The organism is Methanobrevibacter sp. (genome assembly GCA_022775905.1).
Taxonomy (GTDB): Archaea; Methanobacteriota; Methanobacteria; order Methanobacteriales; family Methanobacteriaceae; genus Methanocatella.
The window spans coordinates 45,262-65,113 of the sequence record JALFJX010000012.1; the positions used below are offsets into that span (position 1 = coordinate 45,262).

24 protein-coding genes and 1 pseudogene are annotated in these 19,852 nt (G+C 30.1%); 7 read left to right on the forward strand and 18 right to left on the reverse strand.

What is annotated here, in order from left to right:
* Positions 1-21: 21 nt before the first annotated feature.
* The 9 genes from MR875_04255 to MR875_04295 all read right to left on the reverse strand — a co-directional run bounded on the left by MR875_04255 (position 22) and on the right by MR875_04295 (position 8,039).
* Positions 22-468, reverse strand: coding sequence for a hypothetical protein (locus MR875_04255; GenBank protein ID MCI6994054.1), 447 nt, complete (start codon positions 466-468; stop codon positions 22-24).
* 118 nt (positions 469-586) lie between these two features.
* Positions 587-1,516 (reverse strand): S-methyl-5-thioribose-1-phosphate isomerase, encoded by a 930-nt coding sequence (mtnA, locus tag MR875_04260; protein ID MCI6994055.1) that lies wholly within the window; start codon positions 1,514-1,516, stop codon positions 587-589.
* A gap of 254 nt (positions 1,517-1,770) precedes the next feature.
* Positions 1,771-2,691: a manganese-dependent inorganic pyrophosphatase gene (locus MR875_04265; GenBank protein ID MCI6994056.1), complete on the reverse strand. Its 921-nt coding sequence runs from the start codon at positions 2,689-2,691 to the stop codon at positions 1,771-1,773.
* A 127-nt stretch (positions 2,692-2,818) separates the two neighbouring features.
* Positions 2,819-3,685 carry a radical SAM protein gene (locus MR875_04270; GenBank protein ID MCI6994057.1) on the reverse strand — a complete coding sequence of 289 codons (867 nt, stop codon included), beginning with the start codon at positions 3,683-3,685 and terminating at the stop codon, positions 2,819-2,821.
* Between the two features lie 72 nt (positions 3,686-3,757).
* Positions 3,758-4,318: a methanogenesis marker 17 protein gene (locus MR875_04275; protein ID MCI6994058.1), complete on the reverse strand. Its 561-nt coding sequence runs from the start codon at positions 4,316-4,318 to the stop codon at positions 3,758-3,760.
* A gap of 23 nt (positions 4,319-4,341) precedes the next feature.
* Positions 4,342-5,583, reverse strand: coding sequence for a methanogenesis marker 15 protein (locus tag MR875_04280; protein ID MCI6994059.1), 1,242 nt, complete (start codon positions 5,581-5,583; stop codon positions 4,342-4,344).
* 2 nt (positions 5,584-5,585) lie between these two features.
* Positions 5,586-6,041 (reverse strand): methanogenesis marker 5 protein, encoded by a 456-nt coding sequence (locus MR875_04285; GenBank protein MCI6994060.1) that lies wholly within the window; start codon positions 6,039-6,041, stop codon positions 5,586-5,588.
* A gap of 8 nt (positions 6,042-6,049) precedes the next feature.
* Complete coding sequence (locus MR875_04290) at positions 6,050-6,520, reverse strand: methanogenesis marker 6 protein (GenBank protein ID MCI6994061.1); 471 nt, start codon at positions 6,518-6,520, stop codon at positions 6,050-6,052.
* Complete coding sequence (locus tag MR875_04295; GenBank protein ID MCI6994062.1) at positions 6,492-8,039, reverse strand: methanogenesis marker 3 protein; 1,548 nt, start codon at positions 8,037-8,039, stop codon at positions 6,492-6,494. The genes MR875_04290 and MR875_04295 overlap by 29 nt, the downstream gene beginning before the upstream one ends.
* A 126-nt stretch (positions 8,040-8,165) precedes the next feature.
* On the opposite strand from MR875_04295, the gene MR875_04300 reads away from it, so the two are divergent.
* Positions 8,166-8,912 carry a thermonuclease family protein gene (locus MR875_04300; protein ID MCI6994063.1) on the forward strand — a complete coding sequence of 249 codons (747 nt, stop codon included), beginning with the start codon at positions 8,166-8,168 and terminating at the stop codon, positions 8,910-8,912.
* Between the two features lie 115 nt (positions 8,913-9,027).
* Here MR875_04300 and MR875_04305 read toward each other — a convergent pair whose 3' ends face one another.
* The 6 genes and pseudogenes from MR875_04305 to MR875_04330 form a co-directional block, all read right to left on the reverse strand.
* Complete coding sequence (locus MR875_04305; protein ID MCI6994064.1) at positions 9,028-9,645, reverse strand: CPBP family glutamic-type intramembrane protease; 618 nt, start codon at positions 9,643-9,645, stop codon at positions 9,028-9,030.
* Positions 9,646-9,749: 104 nt separating this feature from the next.
* Positions 9,750-10,520: pseudogene (locus tag MR875_04310) on the reverse strand (carbon-nitrogen hydrolase family protein).
* A 99-nt stretch (positions 10,521-10,619) separates the two neighbouring features.
* On the reverse strand, positions 10,620-11,114 hold the full coding sequence (locus tag MR875_04315) for a CDP-alcohol phosphatidyltransferase family protein (GenBank protein MCI6994065.1): 495 nt from the start codon (positions 11,112-11,114) through the stop codon (positions 10,620-10,622).
* A gap of 43 nt (positions 11,115-11,157) precedes the next feature.
* Positions 11,158-12,132, reverse strand: coding sequence for a methanogenesis marker 2 protein (locus tag MR875_04320; GenBank protein ID MCI6994066.1), 975 nt, complete (start codon positions 12,130-12,132; stop codon positions 11,158-11,160).
* Positions 12,133-12,149: 17 nt separating this feature from the next.
* The gene (locus MR875_04325) at positions 12,150-13,268 is read right to left on the reverse strand and encodes a DUF2117 domain-containing protein (protein ID MCI6994067.1); all 1,119 of its coding nucleotides are present in this window, start codon (positions 13,266-13,268) and stop codon (positions 12,150-12,152) included.
* A complete protein-coding gene (locus MR875_04330) occupies positions 13,265-13,771 on the reverse strand; it encodes a ribonuclease VapC (protein ID MCI6994068.1) in 507 nt (168 codons plus the stop codon). Before MR875_04330 ends, MR875_04325 begins: the two co-directional genes overlap by 4 nt.
* A 224-nt stretch (positions 13,772-13,995) precedes the next feature.
* On the opposite strand from MR875_04330, the gene MR875_04335 reads away from it, so the two are divergent.
* From MR875_04335 to MR875_04350, 4 genes are read left to right on the forward strand one after another with little or no spacing between them, the layout of a single operon-like run.
* Positions 13,996-14,787: a DUF1724 domain-containing protein gene (locus tag MR875_04335; GenBank protein MCI6994069.1), complete on the forward strand. Its 792-nt coding sequence runs from the start codon at positions 13,996-13,998 to the stop codon at positions 14,785-14,787.
* Positions 14,784-15,581, forward strand: coding sequence for a DUF1724 domain-containing protein (locus MR875_04340; GenBank protein ID MCI6994070.1), 798 nt, complete (start codon positions 14,784-14,786; stop codon positions 15,579-15,581). Before MR875_04335 ends, MR875_04340 begins: the two co-directional genes overlap by 4 nt.
* A 14-nt stretch (positions 15,582-15,595) precedes the next feature.
* Positions 15,596-15,919, forward strand: coding sequence for a winged helix-turn-helix domain-containing protein (locus MR875_04345; protein MCI6994071.1), 324 nt, complete (start codon positions 15,596-15,598; stop codon positions 15,917-15,919).
* A 12-nt stretch (positions 15,920-15,931) separates the two neighbouring features.
* Complete coding sequence (locus MR875_04350; protein ID MCI6994072.1) at positions 15,932-16,438, forward strand: MogA/MoaB family molybdenum cofactor biosynthesis protein; 507 nt, start codon at positions 15,932-15,934, stop codon at positions 16,436-16,438.
* A 34-nt stretch (positions 16,439-16,472) separates the two neighbouring features.
* Here MR875_04350 and pyrE read toward each other — a convergent pair whose 3' ends face one another.
* Together pyrE and MR875_04360 are read right to left on the reverse strand one after the other, a co-directional pair.
* Positions 16,473-16,997 carry an orotate phosphoribosyltransferase gene (gene pyrE, locus MR875_04355; protein ID MCI6994073.1) on the reverse strand — a complete coding sequence of 175 codons (525 nt, stop codon included), beginning with the start codon at positions 16,995-16,997 and terminating at the stop codon, positions 16,473-16,475.
* A 9-nt stretch (positions 16,998-17,006) separates the two neighbouring features.
* Entirely contained in the window at positions 17,007-17,237 is a 231-nt protein-coding gene (locus MR875_04360; GenBank protein MCI6994074.1) for a PRC-barrel domain-containing protein, read from the reverse strand.
* Between the two features lie 115 nt (positions 17,238-17,352).
* Between MR875_04360 and xseA the strand changes: the two genes are divergently transcribed.
* Positions 17,353-18,609 (forward strand): exodeoxyribonuclease VII large subunit, encoded by a 1,257-nt coding sequence (xseA, locus tag MR875_04365; protein MCI6994075.1) that lies wholly within the window; start codon positions 17,353-17,355, stop codon positions 18,607-18,609.
* Positions 18,609-18,827 (forward strand): exodeoxyribonuclease VII small subunit, encoded by a 219-nt coding sequence (locus MR875_04370; protein MCI6994076.1) that lies wholly within the window; start codon positions 18,609-18,611, stop codon positions 18,825-18,827. Before xseA ends, MR875_04370 begins: the two co-directional genes overlap by 1 nt.
* Here MR875_04370 and MR875_04375 read toward each other — a convergent pair.
* The gene (locus MR875_04375; protein MCI6994077.1) at positions 18,817-19,833 is read right to left on the reverse strand and encodes an adenosylcobinamide amidohydrolase; all 1,017 of its coding nucleotides are present in this window, start codon (positions 19,831-19,833) and stop codon (positions 18,817-18,819) included. The two genes, MR875_04370 and MR875_04375, sit on opposite strands and share 11 nt — an antisense overlap.
* Positions 19,834-19,852: the final 19 nt, after the last annotated feature.

Genomic DNA, 19,852 nt, shown 5'->3' on the forward strand with positions numbered 1-19,852 from the left:
TTGCTCCAAACATCTAAAATATTAAATTTGAGTATAATGGACCTCTTCATCAATGAATTCCACATTTTTAATTAGCAAAATATCTTTAAAATGATCACCAGCACCTAAAGAACGATTCTCTAAAACATTACATGAGAATATCTCTTGAAAATACGCATCACAAACATAAGCAGAAGGAATTTTATCTGCATCCAATTTATCCATAATTACAATTTCATCAGAAGATGTGAAAACATACTTATCACCTAAAGATTCCATCCATTTTAAATTCCCATTATCATAACCTTCATAATATGAATTGTTTTTGATATCTTCTGTTATTTTAGAAAGTTCAATTGGACCTTCAGAGGACACATTTAAAGTTGTTCTATTTAAATTACTTGAAGAGTCATTCTCAGCAGAAACTAAAAACAATCCTAAAATAGAGATAATTACAACAATAATTAATATTACTATTTTTTTATTCAATTAAATACCATCCAAAAAATATATTGTTTATAATTTTACAACAACTTATATAAATAGTATATACATTGAATAAAATATAAAAATTAGTTAAAAAAAGTAAAAAATAGGGAATTATTATTTAAATAGGATCAATAATTCCTTTTTCAGTTATAATACCAGTAATTAATTCTTTTGGAGTAATGTCAAAAGCAGGATTAATTACTTCAGTTCCATCAGGACAGATTCTTGCCCCACCATAATATCTTACTTCATCACCATCTCTTTCTTCAATGACAGTATCAAAAATAGATATTTCATTATCAAATGTAGAATATGGAGCAGCAACATAAAATGGAATATTATGATGTTTTGCAGCAAGTGCAACCATAAATGAACCTACTTTATTTACAACACCACCACGAGCAATCCTATCTGCACCAATTACAACTTTATCTATTTTTCCTTGTGACATTAAAAATCCAGATGCCACATCAGGAATCAATTTAACAGGAATGTTTTCTTGTTGCATTTCCCAGACACTTAAACTTGCTCCTTGTCCACGTGGACGAGTTTCATCACATATTACATTAATATTCTTTCCTTGTTCATGTGCAGCTCTAATTACACCCAATGCAGTTCCATAATCGACACATGCAAGAGCACCAGCATTACAGTGAGTTAATATAGTGTCCCCCTCATCAATGACTTCAGCACCAAATTTTCCGATAGCCCTATTGGTTTCCATATCCTCTTCATACATTTTTAATGCTTCAGCAAGAGCATCATCACTATTTAAAACTCTATCAACTGCCCAAAATAGATTTACGGCAGTTGGTCTTGCAGCTTTAATTTCTAAAGCAGCCTTGTTTAAGTCAACACCTTCAATATCTGCAAGTACCATTCCAAAAGCAGCTGAAACCCCAATAGCTGGAGCGCCACGAACAATCATATCCCTAATTGCTACAATTACATCCTGATAATTTTCACAGTAAACATAAGTTAATTCATCAGGAAGCTTTGTTTGATCAATAAGTTTTAATTTATTATCTTCCCATTCAAGTGTTTTCATATTAACACCTTGTTTTAAAAAAAAGTTTCATTAAAAAGAGAAAGCATAATTAATGTTAGTTTCTAATTCTTTTTTTAAATGTATAAAAATACAATTAAAGGTTGTTTTATAATTATGCTCCCATCTAATTTAATATCCGAAATGGATTGATTAGAAATGTATTAGAAATACATTATTTAATATTCTTTACATTATCATTTATAAATTTTTATAAAAAATGCTAGAAAATCCATTTGTTTAATAATATTCAAAATTTATGCATTGTCAGTCATTATTGGAACAACTTGTTTCTTACGTGATACAACACCTTCAAGTAAAACCATATTATCGTTTAATTTTACACCATATGCTTTTTCAACAAGGTCTGCATTTTTACCAAGTGCAATGACTTGTGAGTTGCTGTTTACAATGTCAGTGATTAAAAGCATGAATAAATCCAAGTTTTCATCTTCAATAATTTTGTTTATACCTGCTTCCAATTCATCTTTCATTTCTAAAACATCAGGAATGCTAGCAGTGTTTACTTGATTAACAATGGATTTAACATCTTTAAAGTCAATTTGTTTTGCATCTAATGCTAAGATTTCTTCAATAGAAAAACTGCTTAAATCAGTTCCTGCTTTAAGCATTTCTAAACCATACTCTTCTGCATCAATTTCAGCAATTTCTGCAAGTTTTGCAACTGCTTTCTTATCATCTTCAGTTGTAGTTGGAGATTTTAAAAGTAATGTATCTGAAATAATAGCTGATACCATTAATGTAGCCATTTCTTTAGTGATTTCAACATCATTTTCTTCATATAATTTACATAAGATAGTTTCAGTACATCCAACTGGTTCAAATCTTAAAAATAAAGGATATGAAGTTTCTAAAGCTAATTTATGGTGGTCAACAACTTTTAAAATATTTGCATTTTCTAAATTATCAACAGATTCAGATGGAGAGTTGTGATCTACCAAAATAACATTAGCATCATCCTCAACACTTTCTAAAAGTTCAGGTGCATCAATACCCAAATAATTTAAAATAAATTCAGTTTCTTTATTGATGTTTCCTAATCTGTAAGCTTGAGCTTCTGAATTACCTAATTCTTTTTCTAAGTTAGCCATTACTAAACTTGAAGTAATTGAATCACTATCTGGACTTTTATGTCCAAAAACATAAGTTTTAACCATATTATCTTTCCTCATTAATTAATAAAATAAAATTAATATCAATAATTAATGTATATAGTTCATCCATATTTAATATTGCTATAAAATAGGATTTTTATAAAAAAAATAGTAAAATAAAAAAAAGTATTTAGTAATGACTATTTGGAGTCATTCCTAAATGATGATCTTCGCTTTTCTTACCTGGAACACCATAAGCATCTGCTCTACATTGAGTACATGCTCTGAATACAGGTATGATTTCTTCAACTTCTTCTCTGACTTTTTCCATCATAGAACAGTCAGGTTTACGTAAATGTTTCATTTTTGCCAATGGAATCAATGGTAATACATTCATTAAAGCTGCACCGCGTTTTTCAACTTCACGAGCAATTTCAACAATATGTTCATCATTTACTCCAGGAATTAAAACTGAATTGACTTTAACAACCAAACCATTAGCAGCTGCTTTTTCAACACCTTCCAGTTGATTTTCAATTAAGATTTTTGCAGCCTCATAACCTTTGTATATTTTTCCCTCATAATTAATGAAAGAATAAATTTCCATTCCAATATCAGGATCTATTGCATTGATTGTAACAGTAACAGAATTTACTCCAAGTTCCGCAAGTTTATCTGCATATTTTGGAAGTAAAAGTCCGTTTGTACTCATACATTTGATTAAATCCTGTTGTTCTTTTGCTAATTTTTCAAAGAATTCGAATGTTTCTTCGTTAGCAAGTGAATCACCAGGTCCAGCTACTCCAACAACTGAAATTGGACCATCTGCAGTAACATTATTAACATGATTAATTGCATCATCCGGTTTCATAATACAACTTGTTACACCCGGCCTGTCTTCGTCATTGTTAATATCTCTTGTACAGAAGTTACAAAAGATATTACATTTTGGTGCGACAGGTACATGTGCTCTTCCGACTTTATCATGCATTTTTTCATTAAAACATGGGTGTGCTTTTGTAATATGTGCAAATCTTGAACCTTTGTGTTCTTTCATAATATCATTACCCCCTTTTTATAATATAACTCCTGTTATTTTGTATTGATACGAACAAATATATAAAGTTTTCTAAATTCCTTTGTTCAACTCATCAATGAACTCATGAGCTTTATCAATCCAAGCATCTTTGATTAACTCATCAGTAGCTACGACAGTAATAATATCTTCAGTAGACAAATCTTTAATGATTTTAAATCCTTCAGGCAATATTCTAAATACTGCATCATAGATACGTCTTTGTAAATTAGAATGAGGATCATCCACTACAACAGATCCTAATTCAGTGAAATCACCTTTGATTTCAAGTTGATACCTATTTGGTTGATAGATTTCATCTCTAGAAAATCTTTTCCATAATTCCCTAAGAATGTTTGGAAGATAATTTTCATTATCAATTAAAATCATAGTGACATCATTTTGTTTATTATAAGTTAAGTTAGCCACATCTTCGAATTTAATAACATTTGAAGTTTTTCTCATTTTAATAGCTAAAACAAATACAGGGTCATCAGGATTTACATAAGCTTTTAAATCATCAACAGAAGAACCTAAAACTAAATCTTGGAAAATCTGTTTAATGATGATTTCATAAACTTCTGCGCCTCTCTCATCATAACATTCAACTAACATCAAATCAACCCTTTTAATTATATTTATTTATCATCTTGTCTATGTCCCATACCAGATACTAAAAGTGCACAGCCTACAGCACCAATATGTTGAGAATATTCAGGTACAATAACTTCAATTCCACCTAAAGTTTCACTTACTGCTTCAACAAGACCAGAAATTAAACTTGTTCCACCTACTTGGATTAATGGTTCACGAATATCGATTTCTTGAAGTTGTTGTTCATAAACTTGCTCTGATACGGAGTGACATGCTGCAGCAGCAACATCCGCTTTAGAACCTCCAGCAGCCAATGTAGTAACAAGGTCCTGAATACCAAATACAATACAGTAAGAATTCAACATAGCATTTCTCCAGTTACCTTGAACAGCAAGAGGACCTAATTCAGTAATATCCACATCTAACCTACGTGAAGTCATATCCAAGAATCTTCCGGATGCACCTGCACAAATACCACCCATAGTGAAGTTATCAGGAATACCATTGTTTACTGTAATTACCTTATTATCCATACCACCAATATCTAATACAGTAGCTTCCCCTTTTTGACAATCAGCTAAGTATACTGCACCTTTTGCGTTAACAGACAATTCTTCTTGGACAAGTTCAGCACCAAATTTTTCACCCATAGTGAATCTACCATAACCAGTTGTTCCAAGACCGTCAATATCATCCCAAGTGTAACCAGTGCCTTCAAATGCTTCAGCAGCAGCAATATTTGCAGATTCAATAATGTCCTTAGTAGATGTCCAACCAGTTCCAATAACTTTATTGTTTTCCATAAGCACTGCTTTTGTAGTAGTTGAACCTGAATCTAAACCAAGAGTAAGTCCTTCTTGTTTTTCACGAGCAAGAATGTTTCTACGAGTTACTGTAGTAGCTAATGCTTCCATACGGATGAATAATTCATCAGCTTTTGTCCTTTCAGTAAATGAATAAGTAACTACTGGAATACGAGTGTTGTTCTGAATAAATCTCCTTACTTCATTTCTTACCAATGCTGCTTCTGCACATCTAAAACAAGTTGCAATAAATACTGCATCAGGTTTACATCTACCTTCCACAATTGCCATTGCCCTTGCAATCATTAATTTTAAGCTTGAACTTTGAGCTGAAAATCCAAATTTAACGTAAGATTCATCAATGTAATCTAAATCGATTTCTGGAAGAATAATTTCAGCACCAAACTTATTTGCTGCTTTTTCAATTTCTTTTTGAATTCCACTATATTCGGTTCCACATGAAACTAAAGCAATTTTTACCATTATTATTCCTCCTCGCTAGTTTCTTCAAGTGAATCAATAAATTCATTGATTGCATTCACCATTACATAAGTTTCATCTTGATTATCAGGGTATTTAAGTTCTAAAACTGGAATACCTTTGTTTCTAAGTAAAAATATTGATAATTCATTAGTTCTTGCACATCCAATACAACCGAAGCCGTATGGAGCACCATCAACAACGATAGCTGCTTCTGCATCATCTATAAGAGGTCCAATAATGGACATTCTTCCACGTACACCGGAAGGAACTTCGATTGCAGCATATTTAAGTCCGTTGAGCGGATCTTCTTCTGTAATATTCATTGGTGGAGAATCAATCTCCGGGTCTTTAATTTTTTGTCTAATTTGTTTTTGAAGAACTAAAGGAGTGTGACCTTTTCTTTCAATTAAATCTGCTAAGATTAATGAATTTGGAGGATAAACAGCGATTTTAACCATAATTTCACCTATTCTTTTTTATCTAAACATTCATTCATGATTTTCTTAAATTCGTCAACAGCAATTGGTTTTTTCTCTTCGATTTCAACTTCTTTAGGATTTTCTAAAGCTTCTGAAACATAACCAAGTATTCTATATTCTTTTTCCATTTGGTGGAAACCTTCTCTAGGACCAAATCTATGACCTCTACATCTTCTAGGGTCACCTGGAGCAAATCCTCTTTCTTTTGTGAAAATGTGATTAGGATCAAGTTTTCTAATCTCTTTAATAGCTTTGTAAACATCTTCACTTTTTCCACTAATCATAGAACCATAACAAGTATTCTTAATAGTAAGTGGTAAGCCAAGCATGTGAAACTCACTGACAACTTGCTGTTCACTTACATGAGCTCCAGGCCCGATAAAAATCATACGAGTAATTACATCAGGATCCCAATCTTCTGTACCTAAATCAGGACTCATTGTTAGATTCGGCAACATACACCACAACTCCTTCTTTTAATTTTTCAAGATAATCATAATCAGAAGTAATCTCTCCAATTATATTTGTCGCTTCAAAAGTTTCAGCAGTAGGTCCAAAGTCAGTATTATCTTCAAATCTGATACCAATTAACCCAGCACTTTTTGAAGCCATATTAGTAATTCCTATTTGACCTCTTACTACTTTATCAACAGGGTTATTTTCAGGAACTAAACCTTTAGCTGCTTTTTTATCCCCTTCAAAGATAACAATATGCATACCCGGTACTGCAAAGTGAATTTTAAGTTGACCCACAGGATTTTCTAAAAGGCCACTCAATAACTTAAAGTACCTTACAGATCTTGGAGCATTGTCAACGAAATTAATTGTACATAACTCATCTTTGTTAATGGCTTTAGTAATAACCTTACCCTCTCTTAGGATATCGATTGTATGTTGAGGGTTTTGCTCAACAATAATAGCATCATCATCAACAAGTCCATCAATCATATGTTCAACACCCGCTTCAACCAACATTCTAGTAGCTTCAACTTGAGTTTTGTTCAATAACATTAATCTTTCTTGTTCTGCTTTAACTGTAATAAATTCACTTTCTTTTGCAGCATCAACAAGTTCCATACCTTTCACTATTTTTCCAACAGTGGTGTGATTTGGGGATAAGACCCGATTTTCACGATAGATGAAAAGTTTTCCAACACCCACACCATCATTTCTAACAGTGATTGTTCCCCTATTTCTTTTAGTGGTATGTTCTTTAGGTTTTTCAAGACATGCAAGTTCATAGAACCCTAAAAATGATTCACTTTCATATGAAACTTGCATTTTACCATCTTTAATGAGTGCAAACAAATGTTCCACACAAACTGGGGACTCTTCATCAACTTCAAAAGATATATAAGTGTATAACTCATTACCTTCTTCCAAAACAGTAGTTAAATCAGATATTGATTCTATATCAGTTGTTGTGCTTCTCTCAATAATTGGTTCAATACCAGTTACCAAGTCATCATCTGTCAAGTTTTCTAAAGTTTTTCTACCACCAATGACTTGAGCAAAAATACCTTTATTGTATGGAGGTACACTGTAAACATTGGTTGTATTCTCTTTAAGTAATATTAAATGAGTAGACTCATTACTAAAACTAGACAAACTTAAAACTACATCTCCTTCATCATATTTGTATTCCTCTGAAGTTGGTTCCAAATCTGTTACAATAGGACCAATAGCCACTTCAGTTGTAGTTGACCATCTAATATTCAAATCAACGAATTCATCATATTGATTTTTCCAGACATCTACAAGAGGTTTAGCTTCATCAGATTCATCTAATTGGATAACAATAGAACCTTTATTAGTTTTAATTTTATATTTACTAATGTTTTTTTCAAGTTCTTTTTTACCCTTGATTAAACAAACAATACTACCAGGAGTATATGGAGCATCAGTTTCATCAATTACATCTTGAATTGTAGAAGCTTCTGCTACATCAATTTCTTCTCCATTAATTTTAATTAACATACAATCTCCTAATTAAAAATTTTACAATATTTTATATTTTTAATCTCATTATATATTAAACTTATTTGTACATACAAAAATTATATTAACACACAATGATAACAATATTTTAAGGAGGAAGAAATTATGGGAATTAATAAAAAACATGTTTTTTCTTTACTGATAATTTTAATAATTGCAATAAGTGCTATTTCAATAGCCAGCGCATATACAGGAACAGGATTTTCACATAGCATTCCTACTTCAAAATACCATGATCTCTCAGCTTCAGATATTTTGAATAAATATAATAAAACTAGCTGCCATGTTGAAGAAAGCAGTGTTTGTACAAAAGTTGTTGATGGAGATACAATATACTTGGATAATGGTAAAAAAATACGTTTCGTTGGAGTTAATACTCCCGAAAGAGGTGTTGAAGGATACATTACTTCAAAGAATTTTGTTCAGAAGTTATGTTTAAATAAAAAAGTAGACATTGACATTGATGATTCAAAAGGTACTGATAGATACGGAAGAACATTGGCCGTAGTTATTGTTGACGGGAAAAATGTTAATGAAATGCTTTTAAAGGAAGGTCTTGCAGAAATCATGTACATGCCACCTAGTGAATTTAACCCATTTGATTGGGGAACCAACAACACACACGTAGATACAACCCACAGTTCATCTGCAACAAGCCCAACACATACAAGTGCAAAATCAACAAGTTCATCTGATTCTGCTAATTATGTAGGCAATTCCAATACCGGGAAATTCCACGAAGCAAGCTGCTCTAGTGTTAAAGACATTTCTTCTGGAAATAAAGTGTTTTTTTCAAGCCGAGATGATGCAGTAAATCAAGGGTATCAACCTTGTAAAAGGTGTAATCCTTAATCTTTTTTTCTTTTTTTGAATTATGAAATAGTAATATGAAAAATAAAATAAAAAAATAAGTGACATTCATGTCACTTCTAAAAAATTAAAACTAAAATTATATCATTTACTTTTTTTATGTAGCCACATGAACAAGCGGAGCCAAATTAAAAAGCATTATTAATGAAAAATCAATAATAAGATGTACCAAATATGATACAAATATATTTTTAGTTTTTAAATAAGAATATGCCAATGCAATTGCTGGAATAGTTATACCCACCACTGCAAAAAGAAAACTTCCATATGCAGAAGTATGTAATGCTCCAAATATGATCAAAGAAGCTACAGCACCAAGTAAAACTGCATGTTTTCTATTTTGAGTGGATTTATAAACAAAATATGCCACCAATATAAATGGCATGAATCTAAATACCTCTTCACCAAAAATCTGCAATGCAGTGACAACCAGTAATGGAATATTTGTCAAAGCAACATTAACACCAGCATCCTGATGATGAGGAATAAGTGATACAATATTATGAATCAAACCATTTAAAACAAAATAAGCAATCACAGAAATTAAAATTGTTTTAATATCAGCAAGTTTCGGTTTTTTAAACAATAAATTTAATTTTCCTTTGGTTATGAATAATGCTACAGCAATACCTACAACAAAATATAATACTGATTTAATATGGTAATCAATCGGAATAAATGTCATGATTAAAAACAACAAAATTCCAACAATCAACGCACCAATATCCCCAATTGATAATTGAGGTTCACCATTATAGAATGGAAAATCAATATTCTTCTCTTTAAATCTAAACCAATTTTATTTATTCATAAAATCCCCTATAAATATAACTCCTTTCGACGTAAATCAGTATACGGTTTCTCATTTCTAACATCAATAGCATTAGACAAGTCAACATCACATATTAATAATTCTTCACCATCGCCCGCAATATCAATTATTTCACCATTACAGTCCACAACAATAGATTCACCTGAAAAAGTCATATTATCCTCAATACCCACACGATTACACATTGCAATGTTTACACTATTTTGGAAAGCAGGAACCCTAATTTCCCATTGGAACAATTCCTTAGGTTCATCAATAGTGTTTGCAGTAGGAATTAAAATTAGTTCTGCACCTTTCAATACACTAGTTCTGATACTTTCAGGATAATGTCTATCAAAACAGATTACAATACCAATTTTACCAAATTCAGTATCAAATACATTAAATCCTTCTTCTGAGGGAGTATAATAATCCTGTTCATAGAAATATTCCAATCGAGCAATATGAACCATTTTCTGATTGCCAATTATTTTACCATTATTGTCAATGAATAGACACATATCCTATTCATTGCCATTTTCTTTAATGTGAAAATTAGGAACTGCATAGATGTCATTTTTTCTGCATTCCTCACAGATTCCATGAACATAGTCAGAGTCCATAGTTATTGAGTAATCATCTTTATTGAGTTTAGAGTATTTTGGAAAAAATCTATTTAATTGAATTTCAGGAAATAATACTAAATCAACCCCACAATTAGATGCTCTACGAATAAACTCCAAAGATTTTTCATAATTAACTTGAGTATCTTCACTCATTTTCATCTGCGCTAAAGCTATTTTCATATTATCAAATCCATATTATATTTTATAAAATTAATTATTTAAACTTAAAATACTATCACAATCAAGATTTAATTATTTACATAGAATCATGATACTCAATTCTTCCAAAGATGCGAAAGTAGCTATCAAACATAAGATGATTAAAATATTGTCTGATGCAGTTAAGATCAGCAAGAAAGGAAGTAAAACCAAACTAGCTCCAGTTAATTTATTTAAATAAGTGTGAAACATTACAAACTTTCCAAATTTCATAAAACCTATGCAAATAGATGAAATTTTAATTAAAAATATAATTATAATCCATAGAATTATCATATAATTAATATTCAAAACAGGAATTATTACAATCAAAAAAGATAAGAAAAAAACAATATCTCCAAATGAATCCAATTTATCCCCAAAACTTGTATTTTCACCATGATTTCTTGCAATATAACCATCAAGAACATCGCTTATTCCACAAAGTATGAAAATTGTAAAAAAATATATGGACAATGGTTCTGTAAATAAAAGCAAAATAGCTAAAATAATCCTAGAAATTGAAATATAATTAGCCAAATTCTTCATGAAAATCAAAAAAGTAGTTTAAGAGGAATAAAATTTCCCCAAATTATCTAAAAATAAAAACTGGATTTTTTTCTTGATTGAATACTTCTGCTTGCTCATCTTTATAATTCAAATAAAGACTGTTGGAATCTGTGACTTCACCAACAACAGCAGCTTCAATTGAGTACTTTGCAAGATACTCTTTAATATAATCGCATTTGTCTTCACTTGCAGTAAAAACAAAACCTGAACCCGGATATGACCTAAGCCAATCTGCCCAACTGAGAGATTCATTTCTTGGAATATCCTCCAAATTAACAACAGCACCTTTACGGGAAGTTTCTAAAAGCATTTCCAATGTTCCTAAAATTCCAGGATTTGAAATGTCTTTTCCAGATTTTATGTAATCCTGCTCTGCCAAGTATTGAACAGCAGTAATTTGATCCCTGACAAGCTGTGCATCTTTGTCATAAGTTGTATCCCAATTTAAACTGAACATTTCATGAGGTTTACCATCAAGGTCAATTGCAACAATAACTTTATCCCCAACTTCAGCTCCAAAGCTGGTTATAATTTTATCTTTTTGAGCAATTCCAACAATAGCCACCCCTAATGAGTCAACTTCACCATCAGGATGCAAATGACCTCCAACCATTGGAACTCCAAATTTTAAACATCCATCTTTGATACCTTTTAACAAATCTTCATAGATGTCATCATTGCTTATGGACATAATATTAACCATAGCCAAAGGTTTTCCACCCATTGCAGCAATATCATTTACATTTACCAAAACAGAACAGTATCCTGCCCAGTAAGGATTTACATTCATGATATCTCCCCATATACCATCAGCAGCAATAAGCATCACCTGATTATTTCCAATATCAATAGCTGAAGCATCATCACCAATGTCAATTACAACATCTCCTGAAACATTGTATGATTCTTCTAAAAGAGAAATTACATTATTAATAGAACTTTTACGAGATACTCCTTTAAACTCTTGAATTTCCTTAACAAGATTTTTAAAATCCAAAAATTACACTTCCTACTTTAATTAATATAACTAATTTTGTATTTACAATTAATATTATTTATTATTTCAATTATTTTATCCCTGACTTCATCAATGCTTGAAAAGTTCAATGATTCCTTTTTACCGTCAAACATTATGGTTTTAATATCTCGACCAACGACATCATCAAAACCACTTTCAACTTCAAAAATGATGGAATCTTTAACTTTAAATCCATCTTCTACAACTTTATCTAAATCCCCATCAGTTATTCCAATTATAGGTATATCAAACCGATACAAAATATCCGAAGATATCAAAGTTGTATCATCACCAACAGTGATTACAACAGATGAATCCCTAAATTTGTATACATCCTCACCTGCATGGTCCAAAAAGGTAATTTTAAAATCATTAGGTTTATCATGTGAAATAACTCTTGGTGTAACTTTTGCATGTCTTAAAAGACCAGTTTTAATGATTGCAGATTCCAAATCAACTTCACCCAACTTTTCAAGACCATGAGGTTTTAGCTCACCACCAACAATATCAACAATATGATTATCTCGAGCGATTAACGTCAGTTTATCTGAATCTGTTTTACCAATGACAACACTGTTGACCATGATGTTTTCACCAGGACTTACCCCATGCACAATTCTTTGATTAAAATCAGCATCATCCTGCCTAATATGATTTTCATAAACTTCATCAGGAGATACAATGGAAAGATTTAACTTTTGAGATAACTCCTCTACAATATCCAAATTAATATTCCATGGAATTATACTCCCATTTTCCTCGCCCGGCCTTTCAATTTGAATTACGGGAATATTGTTTTCAGCTATTTTATCAACAAAATGATTATAAACCTTATATCCAAAAACTTGACCAGTAACATCAGACTTTCCATAATTAAGTAAAAAAATCAAATCAACATCATCATCATCATAAAATATTTTTAGAGAGTCACTTGGAACCAATTTACGTGATATATCAATTATGCCCTCTAAACAGGCATCAATAACTGCAGTACGACCCATTGTACCGCCAAGCCTTACTGAAACATCTCCATAATTTTTAAGTAACTCTATGAGTTTTAAAGCATAACCGGAATCAATAATATTTGGACCATGAACAACAATACCTATTTTCATTTGTTCACCTTAATCCTTTTTTTATATATTTTTGATCCACAGATTTCACAATCATCAAATGGATAATCATCACCATATTCCTTTTTACAACCTTCACAGACTTTCTTCCAGTTGTAAACACCTTTAATTCCCTGAGTTATTATTCCAGAATAAGGAATTTCCATTATTTTTAGAGTATTTTGAATAGTATAATCATCACTGATAACTTTTACATTGCGACCTTCTTTTGAGAACATATATGCAAGTGAAATTAATTTTTTATCAGGTAATGATAACCTTAAAATATCACCTGATTCAGATATAATTTTATTAACACAATTTGTATACTCATCTGGCACATCTTGTATAGTTAATTTACACTCATCAATAGCCATGTCAAATGTTAGTCTAGATTCAAAATCCTTAATTTCAGCAGTGATTTCTGGAACTGTGAAATTGTTATTAGAAGTTAATTTGAATCCATTAATAAAAGCAGATGCATCTAATATATAACAAATTTCCATGTAATTATATTAAATTTTATAAATTAATAAAGTTTAGTAATTAAAAAAAGATTGTAGAAAAGGAAATTTCGTCAAAAAACTTAGAATATACTTATAAATCTTTGGAATAACAATGGGAAGGCATTGGAAGAGTTTTGGAATGAATTTGGGAAAGAATTGGAAAAATCTATTTAAATTTAAATTGAAAAATTTGATATTAACCAAAAAATTGGAGGAATATGAAAATGGATATCCATAATGAAATCAATAAAGATATCAAATTTCTTGCAAAATCAGAAATACGATTGAAAATATTAAGTGAACTACACAATAGTCCATATAGCGTACATGAACTTGTTAAAAAGACTAAAATAACTTATAGTTCCGTATCAAGCAATATTACCAAATTAGAGCAGAATAACTACATCAAAAAAATAAAATCAAAATATTATCTAAACCCCATGACTAAAATATATTTTCACACATTGCTAGACTTCAAGCAAAGTGTTGAAGTAATTAACAAATACAGCGAATTTTGGGACAAACATAACCTAAAACAAATAAATATCGAATCAATGAAAAATATCACAAACCTAAAAGACTCCGAATTAATTGAAACAACACCACTTGATATTTATAAAACTCATAACACCATCAAAAGTCAAATATTAGACTCAAAATCTCTTAAAGCAATTTTTCCATATTTACATCCAGAATATCCTCAACTAATTGAAAAAATCCTAAATGATAATGGAAAAGTTGAATTGATAATACCAAAAGCCATTTACAATGCAATAACATCAAAAATCAATGTTAAAGTAAAACAAAAAGCATTATCCGAGAAAAGATTAATAATTTATCCAGTTGAAGATGATTTGAACATATATCTAACAATATGTGACGAATCAATGAGTTTAGGATTATTCAAGACAGACAAAAGTTTTGATCAAAATAGGATATTGATTTCAGACAGAGACAAATCAAAAAAATGGGTGGAAAATTTATTTGAAAATATCAAATATGACGTGATAAAATGACCAATATTCAAACCAAGAAAGAATTAAATGACGAATATCAAAACGTTAAATATATTTTAACCTCAAGCATGCGCACAAAATTACTTTTAGTGCTTTATGAACATTCCAAAAAATTAGAAGACATAAGGAAAGATTTAAAGAAGCCCTCCGCAACAATATTGCATGGACTTAAAGAGTTAGAAAATAAAAATTTGATTCATAAAATTCAGAAATATTATGAATTAACTTCAAATGGATACATCCTCACAACAAATATGATAAAATTAATTGAAAATTGGTATTCAATAAACAAAAGCAAACAGTTCTGGAACAGCCATGACTTATCAGATATTCCTGAAGAAATACTAAAAGATATTTATTTATTAAAAGATGTTGAATACGAAACTTCGACTACAAGCGATTTATCAAATGCATTCAATAAATATATCCAATTACTCTTAAATTCAACAGAATTGAAAATAATTCTCCCAATATACTCTGAAAACCATTTTAAATATATTATTGATTTTTTAAATGAAAATAAACCATCAAAACTAGAATTGATAGTTAATGAAAAAATTCTAAATTCAATAAAACAAAATCAAAATCTAGAGAAATCATTACTAGAAAATGAAAACGTGACAGTTAAATGCATTGAACAAGATTTAAAGCTATTTTTAACATGTTCAGACAACTTCATGTCATTGACATTGTTTTTAAAAGATGGGCATTATGATGATTCCCAAATATTGATTGGAAAAGATAAAAATGCTCTAAAATGGGCTTTAAATTTAATTCAATGTTTTACAAACTAAAAAAAGAGGTGATTATGTTCAATGAGATAACAATAACCAAAATGAGCAAAATTAAAGATAAAGAACTTTCTAATTTATTAATTGGTAGAAAAGGAGGAATAACAACTATTAAAATAACAGATCAAATACTACAGCAACCTCATAATGCAAATCAATTATCTAGAATATTACACTTAGATTATAAAACAATAACATATCACTTAAACCTCATGATCGACCATGAATATGTGGAAAAAGAAAAGATTACACAGAATTACATTTATTATCCAAGTAAAAAATTATATAATTGCATAGAAGAATATAGTCTAATAAGGAATTTTCTTAAAATTGAATATTAATAGGTATAAAAAATGAAAAGTAAAACAGCAAGCGAACATCAAAAAATGTCCTCAAAAGACATTACTTGTGGTGTAATCACATTAAGTGACAGTAGAAAATCAAAAAAAGCTGATTTATCTGGCCAGTATATGGCAGAAGAAATTGAATCCAGATACAGTTTAAAATCTAGAAGCTTGATTCCAGATGAAAAAGAAGATTTGATTGATGCTATTGAAACCATGATTGATGACAATATTGATGTTATCTTAACAACTGGAGGAACAGGTCTTGATCCTCGTGACATAACAGTTGAAACAGTAGAATCACTCTTTGAGAAAAAACTCGATGGATTTGGAGAAATGTTTAGAGCAAAATCTTATGATGAAATTGGTGCTGCAGCATTACTTTCAAGAGCAACAGCAGGAATATACAAAAAAACAGTTATATTTTCTATGCCGGGTTCTCCAAATGCAGTTAAAACTGCATTTAGCATAATAATTGATGAACTTCCTCATTTTGTCCATCATGTTAAAAAATGATGAAATTAAATTTCATCATTAATTCTTTTTTTAATTAAAAAAATTCATTAACACTTATCAAAGGTTCTAATTTAATACCTTCTTTTTCAAATGCTTCAATAGCACCTTCTTCACGATCAACAACAACAAATGCTCTTGTTACATTACCACCATTTTCATTAATAGCTTTAATAGCTTTTAAAAGTGAACCCCCAGTAGTTGAAACATCTTCAACAACAATAACATTGTCGCCTTCGTTTAATTCACCTTCAATTAACTTGGAGGTACCGTAACCTTTCTTTTCTTTACGGATCATCAATAAAGGAAGTTTTGATTCTAAGGAAACCGCAGTAGCAATTGGAACTGCACCCAATGCGGGACCTGCAACTTTATCAACTTCTTTTAAATCAAGCTTTGAAGTAATTAATTTTGAAATAGTAGAAAGAATTTCAGGTTCAGTAATAGCTTTTTTCATGTTAATGTAATAATTACTTTTCTTTCCAGAAGATAATGTGAAATCACCTTCAAGAAACACATCATTATCTTTTAATAAATTAATTAAATATTCTTTAGAAACCATGTAAATCAATTAAATATCATCTTCGCCTTTGAGTAAAATTTTATCACCAATAACTTTCACTAATTCTATTGGAATGACGTTTTCACTAGCTTTAATTTGTTCTGATAATCCTGTTTTTTTAATTACTAAATCTGTAAGTTCAAATGTATCTTTATCAAAAAGAACATCAGAGACTTTTCCAACGATTTGAATTTCAGCATCGAGAACTTCTTTACCAAATAATTCATCTTTAATTCTCATAAAAAAACACCTTATTCTTATGTATTGTATTTTCAATTTAAAATATATTACCCTATATGAAAAATTGTATTTAATATAAACAACATAATAACAATATTGATTTTAAGGTGAATTTATGGAAGAGAAAACATTCACAGTATCCGAAATTAATTCTTACATCAATAGAAAATTGAAAATGGATCCTAATTTGAAAAATATTTACATTAAAGGTGAACTTTCCAATTACAAATCTTATCCTAGCGGACATAGTTATTTTACTCTAAAAGATGAAAACTCACAAATCTCAGGAGTAATGTTTAAAGGTTTTAAAGATAAATTTCTAAATTTTGAACCAGAAAATGGTATGAAAGTTATCATTAAAGGAAAAATTGAAGTTTATGTGAAAAATGGAAAATATCAATTATATGCCACCAAAATGACCGAAGACGGGATGGGGAATTTGCATATTGCTTATGAGCAACTAAAGAAAAAGCTCAATAAGGAAGGATTATTTGACGATGCGCATAAAAAAGAGATACCAAAATATCCTAAACGCATTGGTGTTGTCACAGCACAAACAGGTGCTGCAATTAGAGACATCATAACAACAATAAAGAAAAGATATCCCATTTGTGAAATTTTAGTCTTTTCAACATTAGTGCAGGGAGACCAGGCAGCAGCAGAAATTGTAAGCCAAATTAACCATGCACAAGAATATGATTTAGATACACTGATTGTTGGTAGAGGTGGAGGAAGTATTGAAGATTTATGGCCATTCAATGAAGAAATTGTTGCACATGCAATTTATAACTGTAAAATACCAGTCATTAGTGCAGTAGGGCATGAAATTGATTATGCAATATCTGACTTCGTAGCAGATAAAAGAGCACCTACACCTACAGGTGGTGCAGTGCTTGCAGTACCCGACATAACTGAAGTTAAAAACAACATAAACCAACTTTCAGACAATATTAATAAGATCATTTCAGACAAGATTAGTCAAAATAAAACTACATTAAAACATATTTCTGAAAAGCAAATTTTAAAAAATCCAAAATCAATTTATGAAATCAAAGGAATGGATTTAGATAGTCTAATGGACAAGTTAAATTTTGCATCTAAAAACATAATCAATGAGAATAAAACAAAATTATTCAGATTAGAAAACTCAATTGTTCTAAAAAACCCTACAGAGATAACACACTCTAAAAGAGAAATATTCTTAAAGAATTTTGAAAAGTTAGAAGTATTAAACCCTCTTAAAACATTGAAAAGAGGCTATACATTAGCAAAAAGTAATGATAAAGTCATTTCATCAGCAAAAGATGTTGAAACAGGAGATCAAATTGACATTGAATTTGATGACGGAATTGTAAATACAAAGGTGATATAATGGAAAATTTAAGTTTTGAAGAAAGTTTAGAAAAATTAGAAGAAATCGTTAACAAATTAGAGAATGGAGATGTGCCATTAGATGATGCAATTGATGAATTCAGCAACGCAATGAAACTAGTTAAATTATGTAATGACAAATTGACTGCTGCTGAAGAATCTATTGCAAAAATCGTTAAAGAAAATGGAGAAGTTGTAGAATTCAATCCTATTGAATAAAATAGTTAATCCAATATTCCAATAACACAATTATTGGATAACTATTGCAATTTTCTTTTACTATTTTTTTAGCCAGAACAGAAGCATCCTCTTTTTTAATTAAATCACAGTTTACTTCATCAATTAAATTTAAAACAGAAGTTGTAATAGCAACATTATCCTGTTTTTTCATTTCCTTTTGTAATTTACGAATAAATTGATCTTTATCACAATCAAGATTATCATAAAAATCATTAATATCCAATGCATACCTATTTAATCTAACTAAAACATTTGATTGAGATTTATTTGTAATCCAAACTTGTTTTGCAATAGCTTTTGTTACAGATTCTATAACGGCAAGGCCAATGAGCTCTCCAAGCTTTGAATGTTTTCCTGCATTAGTTATAACATCTTCAGAATCAGTATTGGAAAATATGCACAAACCATCAGTACCAGTTCCTGTTGCATATCCATTAGAATATTGAGAGGGAATTTTTAAATTATTCAAAGCAACCGTTTTAGCTTCGGTAGCAGTCATGAACGCATCCATCAATGTTGATTTAGACAGATTAACATTAATTAGCAATATTATATTGATTGTTCCGAAATGAAACTCACCATTTTTCTGCCAGTATGATGCAGAATCACCTGCTTTTGAAGCATTTGTCCTAACACCTGCAGTTGATATAGCTGTAACTTCAACATTTTTATATGATTTTGATACAATACTCAAATTATCCATTTCAGCTAATGTAATTAAACCAGTTGAAAAATTTGAATCAATATCCATAAGACTACATTCATTTATTAGATAGTCCCTAACATCATGAGTTTCAAGATAATCAATTTTATCCTGGGACAAATGTTGGTTAAAAACAGATTTGTATAACTCGCAAGTTCCACCATTAAGTTCTGATGTAGATACCCCATTGCGATTATGTTTAAAATTAATTAAAATTGTATTTTTTAAATAAAAAATTTCATCATCAGATGATGTTCTAAAAATAAGTCTATGTGAATACATAAAAAAAATAAAAAAAGAA

Excerpts from the sequence above, each read along its gene's own strand:
- MR875_04330 (MCI6994068.1), bottom strand. The coding sequence starts at position 13,771 with ATGGAAATTTGTTATATATTAGATGCATCTGCTTTTATTAATGGATTC.
- MR875_04280 (MCI6994059.1), bottom strand. The coding sequence starts at position 5,583 with ATGGTAAAAATTGCTTTAGTTTCATGTGGAACCGAATATAGTGGAATT.
- MR875_04350 (MCI6994072.1), top strand. The coding sequence starts at position 15,932 with ATGAAAAGTAAAACAGCAAGCGAACATCAAAAAATGTCCTCAAAAGAC.
- MR875_04290 (MCI6994061.1), bottom strand. The coding sequence starts at position 6,520 with ATGTTGCCGAATCTAACAATGAGTCCTGATTTAGGTACAGAAGATTGG.
- MR875_04345 (MCI6994071.1), top strand. The coding sequence starts at position 15,596 with ATGTTCAATGAGATAACAATAACCAAAATGAGCAAAATTAAAGATAAA.
- MR875_04300 (MCI6994063.1), top strand. The coding sequence starts at position 8,166 with ATGGGAATTAATAAAAAACATGTTTTTTCTTTACTGATAATTTTAATA.
- MR875_04325 (MCI6994067.1), bottom strand. The coding sequence starts at position 13,268 with ATGAAAATAGGTATTGTTGTTCATGGTCCAAATATTATTGATTCCGGT.
- MR875_04315 (MCI6994065.1), bottom strand. The coding sequence starts at position 11,114 with ATGAAGAATTTGGCTAATTATATTTCAATTTCTAGGATTATTTTAGCT.
- MR875_04275 (MCI6994058.1), bottom strand. The coding sequence starts at position 4,318 with ATGTTAGTTGAATGTTATGATGAGAGAGGCGCAGAAGTTTATGAAATC.
- MR875_04265 (MCI6994056.1), bottom strand. The coding sequence starts at position 2,691 with ATGGTTAAAACTTATGTTTTTGGACATAAAAGTCCAGATAGTGATTCA.
- mtnA (MCI6994055.1), bottom strand. The coding sequence starts at position 1,516 with ATGAAAACACTTGAATGGGAAGATAATAAATTAAAACTTATTGATCAA.
- MR875_04370 (MCI6994076.1), top strand. The coding sequence starts at position 18,609 with ATGGAAAATTTAAGTTTTGAAGAAAGTTTAGAAAAATTAGAAGAAATC.
- pyrE (MCI6994073.1), bottom strand. The coding sequence starts at position 16,997 with ATGGTTTCTAAAGAATATTTAATTAATTTATTAAAAGATAATGATGTG.
- xseA (MCI6994075.1), top strand. The coding sequence starts at position 17,353 with ATGGAAGAGAAAACATTCACAGTATCCGAAATTAATTCTTACATCAAT.
- MR875_04285 (MCI6994060.1), bottom strand. The coding sequence starts at position 6,041 with ATGGTTAAAATCGCTGTTTATCCTCCAAATTCATTAATCTTAGCAGAT.
- MR875_04335 (MCI6994069.1), top strand. The coding sequence starts at position 13,996 with ATGGATATCCATAATGAAATCAATAAAGATATCAAATTTCTTGCAAAA.
- MR875_04375 (MCI6994077.1), bottom strand. The coding sequence starts at position 19,833 with ATGTATTCACATAGACTTATTTTTAGAACATCATCTGATGATGAAATT.
- MR875_04360 (MCI6994074.1), bottom strand. The coding sequence starts at position 17,237 with ATGAGAATTAAAGATGAATTATTTGGTAAAGAAGTTCTCGATGCTGAA.
- MR875_04295 (MCI6994062.1), bottom strand. The coding sequence starts at position 8,039 with ATGTTAATTAAAATTAATGGAGAAGAAATTGATGTAGCAGAAGCTTCT.
- MR875_04270 (MCI6994057.1), bottom strand. The coding sequence starts at position 3,685 with ATGAAAGAACACAAAGGTTCAAGATTTGCACATATTACAAAAGCACAC.
- MR875_04340 (MCI6994070.1), top strand. The coding sequence starts at position 14,784 with ATGACCAATATTCAAACCAAGAAAGAATTAAATGACGAATATCAAAAC.